This is a genomic window from Sporolactobacillus spathodeae (assembly GCF_016908935.1).
In the GTDB taxonomy this organism is placed as follows: Bacteria; Bacillota; Bacilli; order Bacillales; family Sporolactobacillaceae; genus Sporolactobacillus; species Sporolactobacillus spathodeae.
This window is the reverse complement of the sequence record NZ_JAFBEV010000002.1, coordinates 149021-164417: the sequence shown is the minus strand read 5'-3', so window position 1 is coordinate 164417 and position 15397 is coordinate 149021. Positions and strand designations below refer to the sequence as shown.

Sequence of the window (15397 nt, the reverse complement as noted above, 5' to 3'; positions counted from 1 at the left end):
ATGCGTCGCCTACGCGTGTGGATTGCCATTCTTGCTTGTTACACGGGACTTTTTTTGATTTTTATTTCTTGGACACATTATTCCGCATACCGCGGACCCGAGGCAAAAGAAGGTCGTCTCGATTTGATCCACTGGAATTTTGAAAATGACGGGACGGTCCTCTTAAATGGCGAATGGCGTCTCTATCCAAATCAGTTGCTTACACCACAGATGATCCAGGCGGGCAAGGAAACAGATCAAGTCTTTACGACGGTTCCCACGCCATCAGTCGCACTTCCGATCGCAAAGACCGAATTCTTAAATAAGGGCACATACCGATTATTGATTCATTCAAAACAGGATGGGGTTTTCGGTATCCAGACGGCAACCCTTTACAGCGCAAATAAAATCTTTCTGAACGGTCAGCTGATCGGCCAGAGCGGTATCCCTTCTGCAGCCACGGAAAAGCATACCTCACTTCGTCCGTATACCGCCTATTTCCCGATCCATAAAGGAATGAACGAATTAGTTGTCCAATTTTCACGTGCAACTGGATCTTCTAGCTGGGGTATTGCTAAGCCGCTCACACTGGGCACGGCGCAACAGATTACCCGGCAACATGACATCGTTTTATTTAATGATCTGTTTATGATTGTTGCCTTTCTAATCATGGGGCTCTATTTCCTCGGCTACTTTTTTCAACGAAAAAAAGATCGCCATGTGCTGATCTTTTCCATCTTATGCCTTTCCCTGTCTCTGCTCATCTCTTGGAGTAGTTCAGGCAAAATAATCTATCTTTTATTCCCGAACCTATCATTAAACGCACTCATCGTTATTGAATCGCTCTCATCACTTGTTCCCGGTATTTGTGTCTTCCTTTTCTTGCTAAATCGTTACAAACTGTTTGTGTCGAAAAAAGTCATTTATTCTGGAATCATTCTTTCCACACTAACGTTTCTACTCGATCTTTTGGATATGAACCAATCGAGCATGGATATCTTGACACCAACAACCACGATTCTGCACACCTTTTTGTCGCTGCTTGTCGTTGGCTACGCTTCATTCATCTTTGTGTTAGCCATCGTTAATAAAACGGAAAGCAGTCTGTATTTATCGATAGCCGTCGCCGCAATGGGCGTATTCGTTCTCTTCGCGTCCATTTCCACTTATAGCGCCTTGCCAATCTATCCACTTTTTACTGCTTCGTCACTCCTTTTTCTACTTGCCATTGCGCTTATGCTGTCCCAGCAATTTGCTAATGCCTTTAAACACAATGAGGCACTGAGTCAGGAACTACTTCAGGCCGACCACATGAAAGATCAATTTATTAGCCGCACATCCCATGAGTTTCGCACACCGCTAAATGGAATGATTAATATCGTCCAGAATATGCTGAATGGCCCATCCAGCCAGACGATTGATGAAGAACGTGATAAATTGCAGTTAATCACACGGATCGGCTACCGTCTGTCCAATCTGATTAACGACATACTTGATCTTGAAAAAATGAAACATGGTGTCTTACCGATCAAAAAAACGCCACTTGATATCCACACGTTATTCGAAATGGAGTTCCCGTTTTTCAAGATGCTTGCTGAGCAAAAACATTTAGCGTTGCGAAACGCTGTTCCTGAATCGCTCCCACTCGTTTGGGCTGATGAAGTTCGCGTGCGCCAAATTATAAATAATCTAATGGACAATGCCTTTAAATATACACAAAAAGGAGAAGTTGTCATTCGTGCACGGCGAAACGGTCAAAAGATTGACATTTCTATTCAAGACAGCGGAATCGGCATTCCGCCTTCTGAGTTAAAAAATATTTTCAATCCTTACAAAAGAGGGCATTGGAATCAGAGTGAAGGGGTTGGTCTTGGACTGGCTATTGTTCAGCAGCTTGCTGAATTGCAAGGTGGCGATTTACGGGTTGTTTCCGAGGTCGGGACAGGATCAACCTTCATTTTCTCCTTGCCGCTTGCCGACGCAACCGCGTTATCATCGATACAGCCTACACAAAACGTGACTATCGATCCCGAACCTGTTTCTACTTTGGTGACACCCTATTTTTCGCGTCACGTAAACGCGCCGTTTATTCTCATAGCCGATGACGATTTGGATAATCTCAACATTTTGGTTCACACGTTAGAGGCCATTCCGTACAATGTGATCGCTGTGAAAAATGGTGACGAAGCGTTGCAGATGATTTCCGAACGTGCTCTGGATCTCATCATTCTCGATTTGATGATGCCGGGTAAATCCGGTTTTGAGGTCTGCGGGGCTGTGCGAAAAAATTACGGACCGAGCGAGCTGCCGATTTTGATGCTGACAGCCGCCATAGTCAATGAAGAAAAACATTTGGCTTTACGTGCCGGCGCCAATGATATTCTGCAGAAGCCTTATAATTTCTCGGAATTATCGGCGCGGATTCGTGGCCTGATTATGATGAAAGAGGCGGCACAGCAGGCGACAAATATGGAAGTCGCCTTCCTGCAATCCCAAATCAAGCCGCATTTTCTTTACAATGTTTTGAATTCAATAATTGCTCTGAGCTATGAGGATATCGAACAAGCCCGAGAAATGACTGGACAATTCGCTGCCTATCTGCGTAGCAGTTTTGATTTTCAAAATACGCATTCGCTGATTTCATTTCGGAAAGAACTCTCACTTGTTAAAGCCTATCTGGCCATTGAACAATTCCGCTTTGGCGACCGAATCCATGTGCATTATACTATTGAGGAAAATCTTGATTTTCAGATGCCACCGCTCCTGATCCAGCCCCTGATAGAAAACGCAGTACAGCATGGCATTGGTAAAAAGAAAAAGGGCGGCCTAATCACGCTGACCGCGAGGCACACCGATAAGGGCTATTGGATTCGTGTTTCCGACAACGGTGTCGGCATGAAGCCCGAACAAGTCCAGACCATTTTAACGGAAAAGAACAGCCGAAGCGTCGGGTTGAACAATGTCCACAGCCGGCTTAAACACTTTTATGGCACAGAGCTGCAAATCAGCAGCACGTTTGGAAAAGGGACAACTTTTTCCATGCTTCTGCCCGATTGAATGCAAAAAAAACCGGACGATGTCCGATCCTTATTTGCTGACGAAACGCTTTGCGGACTCACTGATGGCGGGCAGGTGGTGTCGCTTCTTTGTATTCGTCAATATAACGCCGACAATCACAAGCAGTCCACCTGCAATTTGAGCCGCTGTCATTGGATTACCAAGTAAGAGACTAAGCACAGCGGTAAAAACAGTCAACAAATTGAGAAAGATACCTGCACGACTCGCTCCAACGTGCTGTGTGGCGATATTCCAGAAAACAAAAGAACACACGGATGGGAACAAGGCAATATATAGAATACCCGCTCCTGCCATCGGGCTGAGCGGATAGGAGAATCCTGAGGCTAAGAAGAATGGAAACGCGGCAATTAATCCCAACAAGGCAGATACAGCAGTGCAAGCAATCGTCGGCAACCCTCCCAACCGTTTATTCAGCAGCGTATAGGCTGTCCAGACCGAAATGGCGGCGATCATCAGTAAGTCACCACGGTTATAGTCGTTCTGAAAGACTTGCAGCAGCTGACCGCGTGTTAAAACAAGCAAGACGCCAACCAGTGAAATTAAAAGTCCAAAACCATTCATCAGTGAAAGCTTTTCCTTCAGCAACCAGATGGCAAAAACGGCAATCAGCGCTGGATTAATGGAATTGACAAGCGCCGCGTTCACCGACGTTGTGAAACGAAGTGCCTCATAAAGCAGCATATTATAGCCGAGAATGCCAAGCAGCGCCAAAAGAAACAGCATTTTCCAATGCTTCCATACTGCACGCCAATTTGGCTTTTCAATCCAGTGTGCCAAAGGAAACAGAATGGCTACAGCAATTAACCAACGGATAAAAGTCATCTGCAGCGGAGAGAGCTCTGCCACCACATATTTACCAAAAATATAATTTCCCGCCCAAAATAAATTCGCCAGGACAAGAAAACTAATCACATATCCTTTTCTCAAAAAAATGTCGCTCCTATCTGTCCACCCGAGTCGCTTTGTGTTCTTGCTGATTTTTTACTCGTACCGCTTAATCTTCACCCACTGTCGTCCGCATATAGCGCTCTCCAGGGATGTCGCTCAGAAACGGCGTTGCCGCTCCGTTTGTCAGCATGATCAACCGATGCATCGCCCGCGTACAGGCCGTATAGAAAATCGTTCGCTCCTGTTCATGTCTGTAATTAGCCAACGAAGCATCAATAATAATCGCTACGTCAAACTCAATGCCCTTTGCCAAATAAGTCGGGATGACGATCAGGCCTTTATCGAATTGATAAGTCGCCTGCGTCATCAGTTTCACATCAATTCGGCTGTCCAGTTGTCGGTAGATATCCCGGCACTCTGCCATCGTCTTACCAACTAAAGCGATTGTTTCATAACCCTCCGCTTTTAATTCGCTGATCTTAGCCAGCAGACAATCCAGACGCTGATCCTTTGACACGTGAATCAGTTCTGGCAGTTTGCCGCTGCGATCAAACGGTTCAATTTGTTCCCCTTCTGGGACAAGACAGCGCGCAAAATCCATGATTTCTTTTGTGGATCGATAGCTGCGCAGGAGAACAAGTTTCCGCACACTTTCTGCAGGGTAAAGGGTTTCGGTAAGCATTGTATCTTGTCCAAAGCTCTGAGCGTATACCGTCTGATTGTGATCACCAAGAATCGTCATGCTGCTCTTTGGAAAGGCAGTGCGCAAATAGACCAACTGTACCGGAGAATAGTCCTGGGCTTCATCAATAATTAAGTGACGAATAGTGTCATTTTCTTTTCTGCCTTTTATTTTTTCTTTCAAATACAGATAAGGTACTGCATCTTCCCATGGGCAATCGCCTTCCTCAAAGCGCATCCGGGTATTCTGGCAGATTGATCGCCAGCTTTGCGGCACGCGTTCATGTGTCTGCGCTCGGTAAAAAATTTCACTGTATATCTTTTGCGTGTTAACAAAATCAAGCTGCTTGATCCGGCGTCTGAGCGGTTTGATCCGCCGGTTCATCACAATTCGCCGCAGCATCTCTTCTTCGCGATCATAATCGTCAAACGTCTCTTCGCTGAACTGCTTTTTCTGCTGAAGTTTTTCATAAACTTCCGCGTAATCCGCCTGATCCAGCAGTTCGCCTTCTTCAAGTACCCAATCTTTGCGCCGCTCTTTCTTCGCAAAAACGGCGACGCGACGAAGCAGCCAGTCACGCACTTCCTCCAACCGATAACGTATCGGCTGTTCCTGAAAGCGGGCATAAAAGCGCCGTTCAATTTCCCGACTGGAAACAATCACCTGATCGCGGAAGACAATATTCCGGAAAATCATCCCTTCCCCTTTTAATTGCTCGAGCCAATTGTCGATCAAACGAATATACGCCGGCGAAGCTTTAAAAAGAATTCCTTCGCTGCGCATTCGATAACTTTCCGGATCACGTAAGGTCAGCAAAGCTTCTGTCTGATCGAAAGGATTTTCAAGCTGCAAATCGCGCCCAATCCGCTCCTCAATAAAGTCTTTAAAGGTGGCTTGCACCACATTTTCTTCGCCTAATTCTGGCAAAACGGAAGAGATAAAACTCGAAAAAAGCGGGTTCGGTGAAAAAAGCAACATATTCTCTGAATGTAGCGTCTTGCGGTTGCGATAGAGCAGAAAGGCAACCCGCTGAAGCGCGGCCGATGTCTTACCGCTGCCGGCCGCCCCTTGAACAATCAGGAATCGATCCGATTCGTTGCGAATAATTTGGTTCTGCTCTCTCTGGATCGTTGCCACAATGGATTTCATCTGTGACGTTGCTTTGCCGCCGAGCAGTTTCTGAAGCAGTGCATCGCCAATCGTCAGCCCGGTATCAAACATTCCGTTAATCTGTCCCTGACGGATGATGAATTGCCGTTTTAAGCGAATCGTCCCACTGACCTGCCCGTCAAGCGCTTGATAAAATGCCCGTCCCGGTGCGAAATCATAGTACATGCTGGCAATCGGCGCCCGCCAATCATAGATCAGAAAATTCTCATTGCGTGCATCCATCAACGAGCCAATACCGATGTATATAGCCTCATGCGTTGACTCGCCATCTTCTTGAAAATCAATTCGGCCAAAATAAGGCGAATCCCCGAGCCGATACAATAGTTTAACCTGCCGCGTCATTTGTCCGTGCCGCCGTTCACGTTCCGACAAAAGTTCCGCCTGTTGCTTAATACTTGCCTGCGTCTCGTATACATCGTCCGCTTCATCAAGATTGACCGTTACATCTTCCCAGAAATTCTTTCGAAGATCGACAATTCCCTTTGTCACTTGGCCTTTGCTCTCAGTCAAACCATTAAGTTTTTCTTGAATAATTGCCAGTACTTTAGCAACCCGAGCCTGCTCATATGTTCTCTCGTCCATGCCGCACCTCTATTTTCAAAATGTTCGCGTATTCTGTATCGTCCATTGATTTCTATTGTTGATTCGCAAGCATTTTATGTTTTGGTTTTTCCTATTGACAAAACGTTAATATTATGTTATTTTGAAGGTTGGCTGATTTTCTATAATTTTTTTTTACTATATCATGAATGGCTGAAAACTTCAATTCTGTCGCTGCCGTGTGTTAGAGAAGGGCATGCGCTTCACTTGCCATGAGCGACATGTTTTATGCCTATCAGCTATTAGTTTCATACAAAAAGAATATTTTACACCCTAATCAAAAAGGTCTAATCTAAAAGTAGACGCTTTATCAATTGATTTATTATTTGTTTCTTTCGTTTCTATGATGTAAGGCTTCGATGCCTTTTCAATCGTGAATCGTGTGACCTTTTTATGTATGAATACGCCACTGAGTGTTAAGATATATTAGTGACAACAACGGGGAGCGTGTCCGATGAAAATGATCAGCAGTATCCAAGATCTCAAAAGCGCCCAAACAGCCCTTGAGGCTTTTAAGGAAAATTATCCAAATACCTTCTACCGTCTTTTGCATTTGGTCAATTTTACACGTCAATTGCAATTTAAATACGAATATCTTTGCGGTTTAATGCTTGGCAAAGAAAGCTATGCCAGTCATTTTGCACCGCATTTTGTTCAACGGTCGATTATCGATTTATACAAAAGTGAGATAGAAAAGATCCATAATCATCCGGAAGGTCTGCAAACTCTTGAGCAGCTTATGCTGGCGCATCAAGAAATTGGCTATGAGAATTTTTGTTTACTCGTGCGCGGCAAGACTCCGGAAGAAATCAAGGGCATTTACAGTTTGCGTAAATTTGTCTGAGAACAGTCAAAAGGCACCGGAAATTTCTTTCCGGTGCCTTTTTTATACCCTTGAAGTATAAAGATTTCAAAAGATTTAAGTATAAGAAAAACTAAGGCTCGCCATTGTGTGTAAAGGACTTGGCGGAGCCAAGTTTTTCTAATAGGCTGTAAAACATGCAACACACGCCTGTTGAAGCCCACGATTAACTTACTGCTTCGTCAAACTCCAAACGCGGTGTTTGCCACATCTCGATCCATTTTTTGATTGCCGCCACCATGATCACCAAACCGAGTACCAACATAATAATCGACAAGGTCGCATTAACCAGATTGTAGCCAGGTGATTGCGGGTTCAGGTAGACATGCGTAATCATCCAATAGCCCGCCGTGTTGACCGTGACATAAAGATACGCCAGCGGAATGATACAAGTCATCATATAACGACGTTTGGTCGCGATTTTCAAGACAAATGTTGCGCCGACAATCAGTCCGATGCTCGCCATCAATTGATTCGAAACGCCGAACAGTACCCATATTGAGCTGATATCGCCGGAGTAAAGCAAGTAGCCCCACAAGAAGCAGGCAAGAAGACTAGCGAAAATAGAGCCAGGCAGCCAGTTTACTTGCTTCAGTGGCTTATAAAATTCACCGAAGAAATCCTGAATAAGATAACGAGCGACGCGTGTTCCTGCATCAACAGCGGTCAGTATAAAGACGGCCTCAAATAGAATCACGAATTGAAAGAAGTACGGTGCCAGATTAGCAAACCATTTAATCGTTGTAAAGATATAGGTCATACCAACTGCTAAGGTTACAGCACCGCCTGGCCGCCCTTCGAGAGCCAACCCGATTTCGTTGTTAAGGTGCGGCAAATCAACAACATTCATTCCCAAAGTCTTAAATACTTCTGGTAAAGCGTTGATCGCAAAATAATCGGCTGGATGCAGGGCTGTTGCTGCAATCAAGGCCATGATCCCAACGAGACATTCAACCAACATCGCGCCAAAGCCAACCATTTTGATGTCCGTCCAGCGATCAAGCATTTTCGGTGTAGTTCCCGAGCTGATAAAAGCATGGAATCCTGAAATCGCTCCGCAGGCAATCGTAATTGAGATAAACGGCCAGACTGGGCCCGCGATCACAGGCCCGCCTCCTGCGGTAAAGGCAGTCGTCAGCGGCATGCGAATGAGCGGGTTAATCATGAAGACGCCAATAATCAATGCGGCAAACACACCGATCTTCATAAATGAACTGAGGTAGTCTCGCGGCGTCAGCAGCAACCAGACTGGAAGCGCCGCGGCGAAGAAGGCATACGCTGGAAGCAACAGGGACAGCGTCTTGATATCAAGCGTTAGCAAATGTCCCAATCCTGTATTCTGAATATACGGCCCGATGAACACCGCCAGAACTACGAGCAGAAAACCTACAGTCGAGGCAATTTTCAGATTCCCGGTCTTTTTGTAGTAAAGGCCGACAGCCATTGCGATCGGAATCGTCATCAACACCGTAAACGTGCCCCAAGGGTTATTTGCCAGCGCATTGACAACGACCATCGACAACCCCGCCATCGTGATCGTGATAATAAAAAGCATTGCAAGTCCAGTGCAAAAACCGGCAACGGGACCGAGTTCTTTTTTTGCCACTTCTGATAACGATTGGCCTTTATGACGCATCGACGCATAAAGGATAACCATATCATGTACAGCGCCACCGATCACCGCGCCAATAAGCAGCCAAAGTAGTCCAGGTAGATAGCCGAACTGTGCAGCAAGCACCGGTCCAACCAGTGGTCCTGCAGCGGCGATCGCGGCGAAGTGATGTCCGAAAACCACCCAACGATTAGTCGGCACATAATTTTTTCCATCCTGAAGCGTGTGGGCTGGTGTAGCTGTTTCATCATTCAAACGGAGTACTTTATTAGCCATAAAAATACCATAGAATCGGTAGGTGATTGCCAGAATACAAATCGAGCCGATAACAATCGTAATCGCGTGCATACATTACCCTCTTTTCTGTCATTTTATTGAATCAGCAATCAATGAAACTATAAATGCGTTTTTTGTAATAATACATATATTTTTGTTATATAACAGTGATTCTTTAAAAAAAACTAGTCATCGCGAATGATTAGCATCGATAGAACCTCCTCTATTCCTTTGGTGTGATCGATATCACATATGTCTATTTTATTTCGTAACCGCTTACTTATGCAAGTGAAATCTATGATTTTGTGCTATGATTAAATGAATGAAGGCTGGCGGACAGCTGCCGAATTAATTTTTTATTTTAGCGAGGTCGCGCGCCGTGAAGGAGTTTATTAAATTTTCATTCTCTCTGTCTCATCCACTATTCCCAACCACATACTTGGCAGACTCTTTCCCCTGGCTGCTGCTGTTTGGTTTGGCGATTCTATTTGTGATTAATACAGCCATCTTTTGGGGCAACATTTATTTTTTCGGCCTCCATCGAAAAAAAACCGCCATTCTCATCTGCTTACTCTGGTTGATTGACATACTTGGCTATATTGTTGTTCTGCTCTTTGCCAACCTTTCGTTCTCTATCAGCGAAACACTGTCACCGGTCACGATTCACAGTGCGCAATTGTACACACCATCCGGGGGCGTTGGCGCTGTCTGCATAGCCATCTTGCTGGCAACTTCGTTGATTTATTGGCTAGCACTTACCGTGTTGAAAAAACATTATACGTTGAGGCAGAGCAGCCGTTTTGCATTGACATTTGCCTTATTCACCGCACCTTATGTGTATCTAATTCCCATAAGCTGGTTTCACTGAGCTTCTTCGAAACCACTATAGCGCGCGACGGGGGAGCAGCCTCAAGGAAAGCTGTTCCCCCGTTATTTTATTAGTGAATATGCGACTTATTTTTTAATAGCTGCAAGTTCAGCATCCGCAGCTTTTACCAGATCGGCAACCGCTAGGATTACCTGCACCCCTTTTTTCCCACCACTGACAACTATATAATCAAGAGACGCCGCCGCGTTATCGATGACCGTTTTATATTTTTTCTTCATACCAATTGGCGAGCAGCCGCCGCGAATATAACCCGTATACTTCTGAATGTCCTTTACATGAATCATCTCAACCTTTTTTTCACCGACACTTGCCGCCGCTTTTTTGAGATCGAGTTCTTCAGCGACCGGTACAACAAAAACATAAAGTGCTTGGCTGTGTCCTTGCGTAACGAGTGTTTTATAAACACAGGCTGGGTCTTCCCCACACTTTTGGGCGACAGAGAGCCCATCGATAAGCCCGTCGCTGATATCATAAGTCTGCACCCGGTATTCAATCTTTTCCGCATCTAGGATACGCATCGCGTTTGTTTTTATTTTAGTCTTCGCCATTTTGAACCACCTTGCCTTCCTGTCGCTCACTCATCCGAGTTTACCTGTTCGGCGAATGTATCCATCTTTCTTTCCAATCTCATTATAGCAGAGTGGCCAAACAGCGACGATTCGTCATATTTCCCATACCACGTCCTCACTTTAATTTATTTGTTAGAAAACTTGGCGCAACTCAATCTTTTGTGCAACAAATTGCTTCGGTTGCTCGCTTGCCACGGGCGCTAGCGCACCTCGCTGCATTTTTGTGCAAAAATCTATATATTTTCTTATCTCTCGAAAAAGGCGCCCACGATTGCCGCGGACGCCTTTCTTCTATAATATATGTTTTCGTTATCCTTAATTTTATCTCTCTAATTCTGTCGTTACCTACGGTTGACCCCCCAACCGTTTTTATCCATTCTTTCTCTCTAGTTAAACGTTGAATCGATTATTGCACTTCCATATGCAGGTCGCCTGCTTTTACCCAACCGGCGACTTTAATGACACGGTAGAGAACCATCGTGATCACGCCTGGAATCAGTACGCCAGCGACAACGTATGCCATGAGTCCTTTGATGCCCTGAATGGCAAGAATATTTAAAGGAGCGATGAACGAGCTAAGTCCGAGTCCACCCAATTCATAAGGCACTTGGAAATGAAGCATCATCGTTGCAATAGGTGCACTGATGAGAGCCGCAGCGAAAGGCGGAATAACAAGCAGTGGGTTTTTCACAAGATTCGGGAATTGAACTTTCGGTGTGACAAATGCTTGAGCGAAGAAACCACCAAAGTCGTTCTCTTTGAAAGACATTACGGTAAATCCAACAAACTGAACCGTACAGCCAATCAATGCCGCACCCGCTGAAACCGGGTCAAGTTGCAGTGCAATGGCCAATGCTGCGGATGAAGCCGGGGACATCAGGAAAATACTCCAAACAAGGGCGATAACCATTGATGAAATGAGCGGCTGACCGTGGACAGCGTTGGTAATCATGGCGCTGACCTGATTCAGAGCAGGCGTGACAACAAGTGCCAGGCCGTATCCAGCAACACCGCCACAAAGTACGGAGAAGAAAGGAATCGCCATCATATCAAATTTTGTTTTGCCGCTGATTTTCTTGCCGACATAAATCGCGATTAACGCCGCGATAACACCGCTGACCGGCTGGCCAGTAACAATTTGAAATTGCTGTACCGGGGTTTCATGAACAATTTGGATGGCGTTCGCGCCAATGGCCGAACAGGCCATTGCGCTGAACATGGTCAGTGTATTTGCACGAAGCTGATAGGCAATGCCGGCACCGATAGCCGGGGCAAGCAGTACTTTGGCTGCGCCGCCGATTGCCAGGAATGGCCAGTAACCAGTGAACTTACCGAGGGTTTCAAAGAGAAGTCCGACACCTAAAGTAACCAAAATCGCGTTGGCAATCCCTGCTGATGCCTTATACATTCGATCCATGAAATACTTCTTCATTTTTTCTTTCCTGTCTGCATTCATCCTGTTTTCGCTCCTTAATCAATCTTTTTTATTTTTCTAATTTTTCAGACTAGAAACAGTCGACCGGAAAAAGCACACGTTCCAAATTTCTGATGAGTACAAATTGCGAGATCGTGATCACTTAATTAATGGCAATAAAAAAACCTATCCGATGACTGCCGGACAGGCGCTCTTTCGTTGTTGCTTGAGCGCCTATTTTCGAAGATGATAAGCTGGACTCAAACAATTCCATTTGAAATTCAATGGGTTTTGTTTCAGTCCTTCATGTGCGCAAGCGCAAAATAATTCGAATCAAGCCGTTCACTCGGTTATCCATAATGATCTGTCTCACTTTTCTCACTTCCTCAAAAATTTGTATTTTGTGGTTGACACTGATACTATCAGAATTCATTGGGCTTGTAAATACATTTTTTATATTTTCTTATAATTTTTTTATTACCTGCTCCTAATAACAGGTTAAATCAACCAATTTTCCCTATAATGGCGGTGTTTTTCGCATGTTTGACTATTTTTCAAAAGTTTCTTCACATTATTTTTTTGAAATGCCAGGATGCGCCGTAATCCAAAAGCGCCAGGGCTTCAGCCTCGCCTCGCCGCTGTTTTCAATACCAATTCTTGGTCCTGACGAGATATGATTCGGCGTTAATCCCGCACACAAATAAAGCGGCGGCTTAGTTAGCAGATGACCGTAATCTTGCATAGTGATGCCTAGCGCATCCGTCAACTTCCCAGGTCCATTTGTCCATTCTGTTCTCTTTCTGCCGAGACGACGTGCCTCGATGATCTTGATACCGTCCACCGGTTCGACGGCCCGGATCAAGATAGCATGTGGGGTGCCCTCCGGTTCCGCAACCACGTTGATCAGCGTGTGCGTATGCATTGTGTAGGTGTAAACGTGACCCGCCGCTGCATACATGATCGCTGTTCGTTTTGTGTGCCTGTTCCCGAAGCTATGCGCCGCCCGATCGCCGGCTCCTAGATAAGCCTCTGTTTCCAGAATGTAGCCGGATGCTATTCCCTCCGGTGTTTCCTTAACCAGCAGACAGCCAAGCAGTGCCTTGGCCAGTTCCAAGGTTGGTCTCTGATAAAAATCAATGGGTAAGGGTTGATACAAATGACCCGCTCCTTTTTTTCACGCAAAATCTTATACATTCTTATCTTTAAGAAAAATTTGTTCTCGCTTCGCTGTTCCCGCAGGCGTCCACACATGCTTTTCCAAAATAAAAACAATATTAAATTTAAACATTGCTTTTAAAAAAAAATCGGATCCTTGTACCGGATCCGAGGAAATAGCAATGGGTTTCACTCTACGCTCAAGCGAAGGGAATGTTCCCTTTTTCCATAAGCTGATCGTCATCAATGGTGACGTTGGGCGATCGGAAAACACAATCGATATGTACACCGGCTTCAACTTCTCCGCCAAACGTCATGTTGCTGCCGAAAGCGATGTGCACGGTGCCATAGACTTTCTCATCTTCGAGCACATTACCTGTGAGTCGCGCCCAGCGATTGGTACCGATGCCGAACTCAGCAACATTTCGACCAAGCCCATCACCGAGAATTTCAAGCAGTTGATCGCTGCCTTGTCCTTCTGCCCGAACCAACCGTCCTTTTTCAATCGTCAGCAGCAGCGGCTGTGTCAGGCAGCCGACACCGACAACTGAGCCATCCACAAGTAGCTCGCCTTCCGCACTGCCTTCGACTGGTGCAATGAATGCTTCACCCGATGGCAGATTGCCACTTTCCGATGGATGCAGATAGACGCCTGTGCTCGGGACACCTTGGCGGCCATCAATTGAAAAGGTCAGTGTATGGCCGTCTTTTTCGATGACCACCTGTTTCCCTTGATCCAGTCGTTTTGTGACATCTCGTGTCAAACGACTAACCTGAGCATAATCAGCTGTTATTGCTCCTTCAAGAAACATGTCTTCACTGATCCCAGGCATTGTGGCGACGCGTGTGCCTGAGGCGACCGCCATTTTTTTAGCCTGAGTATGTGTCATGGAATGTCCGGTAATACAGATTGCGGCATCGGCAGCAACAAGCGCCGCCGCCACAGGTTTCGGCGGTTCCTCGCCGGACTTTAGCCGATCATTCATTACAAAGAGCATCGACTCCGCGCCAAGTGCCTTCCCCGCTTGATACAATGCTTCTGCTAGCTTTTTCTTTTCATCATCGGTGACGACGAGAAACAACTCGCCTTGTTTCAATCCGAGACACTTTATTATGATTTCCTTACATACTGCTATTAATTCCACTACAATCCCTCTCATCGCTTCTTCATTCATTTCTTGCCGCTAATATTTGTTCATAGGCTTTTTTAATCGCTGCGACGCGCACATTCGCTTCTTGCACGGCTTCTCGTGATGCACCGCGGCTGACCAGCCGATCTGGATGATTTTCCTTGATTAACTGACGATAATGTTTCTTAATCGTGTCCAGTGAATCATTGGGCGAGCAGTTAAGTGTGTGATAACACGTTTCCAAGCTCTGCTCAGTGTTGCCGCTCGCTGAAGACCCGTTGAACCGGCTCTTCAACGCTTCATAATCTGCCTCCATCCGGAAGATCCGCGCCGCCTGACGAATCAGCGCGTCTTCCTCCGAGCGAAGCGTACCGTCCGCGTAGCCGATCGCAAGGAGCGCGGTCAGCGTATCAATTAGAATGTCACTTCGTCCGCCGACAGAGAAATAAAGGTTTTCAGCAATCGTGTCAAAGGTTTCCGCAGAATAGCGGGCTTCGTTGAACACAGCCATAATTTGATGGAGTTGCTCCCGGCTCGGCTGAAAAGACTGGCGGACAATGGCGTCGACTTGATGAATTTCATTTTCCGTGACCACACCATCCTGCTTTGCCAATTTGGCAAAAAGTTTCACAATCCATTCGACCTGAGGGAGAACCTGATCGTCACGTATTTTATACACATGGCCGTCGCTGCTGTAGGTAAACGTATTCCCACAGTTTGGACAGGTCCAGTTTCCTGGAATATCATCAAAAATACAATCATTGCCGCAATAGGGGCAGGGGTGTGATGTCTTCTGCCGCCAATTCATATGCGCCCCGTCCATCCCTTTCCCCGGAAAGATCCGTCTGCTCGATGTAGCTGGTAAAAGAAGCAGAACAATCGGCGCAAAATAGCTGAAAATAAGACCTAGTACAAACCATCCGATCGCGCTACGCCCTCTAGATGAAGCCATAGCAGACGCCAGTATGGCTGGAAGGATGCTCACCAATAAAAAGTGCACCAACGATCAAGCCCTTTCTCGCTGCTGAAATTGTCCTTTTTTACTATACCAAAGTTTTCGCCCACTCAGTCAAAAAATTGCCGCAATTTACGT

General features: G+C 45.8%; 11 protein-coding genes. 3 read left to right on the top strand and 8 right to left on the bottom strand.

The annotated features are described in order from the left end of the window. A complete protein-coding gene (locus tag JOC27_RS01725; protein WP_205005268.1) occupies positions 1-3036 on the top strand; it encodes a hybrid sensor histidine kinase/response regulator in 3036 nt (1011 codons plus the stop codon). A gap of 30 nt (positions 3037-3066) precedes the next feature. Here JOC27_RS01725 and JOC27_RS01720 read toward each other — a convergent pair whose 3' ends face one another. Together JOC27_RS01720 and helD are read right to left on the bottom strand one after the other, a co-directional pair. Further along, the gene (locus JOC27_RS01720; protein ID WP_205005267.1) at positions 3067-3984 is read right to left on the bottom strand and encodes a DMT family transporter; all 918 of its coding nucleotides are present in this window, start codon (positions 3982-3984) and stop codon (positions 3067-3069) included. Positions 3985-4051: 67 nt separating this feature from the next. Continuing rightward, a complete protein-coding gene (gene helD / locus JOC27_RS01715) occupies positions 4052-6379 on the bottom strand; it encodes an RNA polymerase recycling motor HelD (RefSeq protein WP_205005266.1) in 2328 nt (775 codons plus the stop codon). Positions 6380-6851: 472 nt separating this feature from the next. Between helD and JOC27_RS01710 the strand changes: the two genes are divergently transcribed. Further along, a complete protein-coding gene (locus tag JOC27_RS01710) occupies positions 6852-7241 on the top strand; it encodes a hypothetical protein (RefSeq protein ID WP_205005265.1) in 390 nt (129 codons plus the stop codon). A gap of 184 nt (positions 7242-7425) precedes the next feature. On the opposite strand, the gene JOC27_RS01705 is transcribed toward JOC27_RS01710, so the two are convergent. After that, positions 7426-9219 (bottom strand): carbon starvation CstA family protein, encoded by a 1794-nt coding sequence (locus JOC27_RS01705; RefSeq protein ID WP_205005264.1) that lies wholly within the window; start codon positions 9217-9219, stop codon positions 7426-7428. 307 nt (positions 9220-9526) lie between these two features. On the opposite strand from JOC27_RS01705, the gene JOC27_RS01700 reads away from it, so the two are divergent. Beyond that, positions 9527-10015 (top strand): hypothetical protein, encoded by a 489-nt coding sequence (locus JOC27_RS01700; RefSeq protein ID WP_205005263.1) that lies wholly within the window; start codon positions 9527-9529, stop codon positions 10013-10015. A gap of 86 nt (positions 10016-10101) precedes the next feature. Here the strand turns inward: JOC27_RS01700 and ybaK are convergent, their stop codons facing one another. The 5 genes from ybaK to JOC27_RS01675 all read right to left on the bottom strand — a co-directional run bounded on the left by ybaK (position 10102) and on the right by JOC27_RS01675 (position 15289). Continuing rightward, the gene (ybaK, locus tag JOC27_RS01695; protein ID WP_205005262.1) at positions 10102-10584 is read right to left on the bottom strand and encodes a Cys-tRNA(Pro) deacylase; all 483 of its coding nucleotides are present in this window, start codon (positions 10582-10584) and stop codon (positions 10102-10104) included. Between the two features lie 427 nt (positions 10585-11011). Next, a complete protein-coding gene (locus JOC27_RS01690) occupies positions 11012-12061 on the bottom strand; it encodes a PTS sugar transporter subunit IIC (RefSeq protein WP_205005261.1) in 1050 nt (349 codons plus the stop codon). 529 nt (positions 12062-12590) lie between these two features. Further along, a complete protein-coding gene (locus JOC27_RS01685) occupies positions 12591-13175 on the bottom strand; it encodes a DNA-3-methyladenine glycosylase (RefSeq protein WP_205005260.1) in 585 nt (194 codons plus the stop codon). Positions 13176-13374: 199 nt separating this feature from the next. After that, entirely contained in the window at positions 13375-14325 is a 951-nt protein-coding gene (locus JOC27_RS01680; RefSeq protein ID WP_205005297.1) for a 2,5-dihydroxypyridine 5,6-dioxygenase NicX family protein, read from the bottom strand. A 16-nt stretch (positions 14326-14341) separates the two neighbouring features. After that, entirely contained in the window at positions 14342-15289 is a 948-nt protein-coding gene (locus JOC27_RS01675) for a TerB family tellurite resistance protein (RefSeq protein ID WP_205005259.1), read from the bottom strand. Positions 15290-15397: the final 108 nt, after the last annotated feature.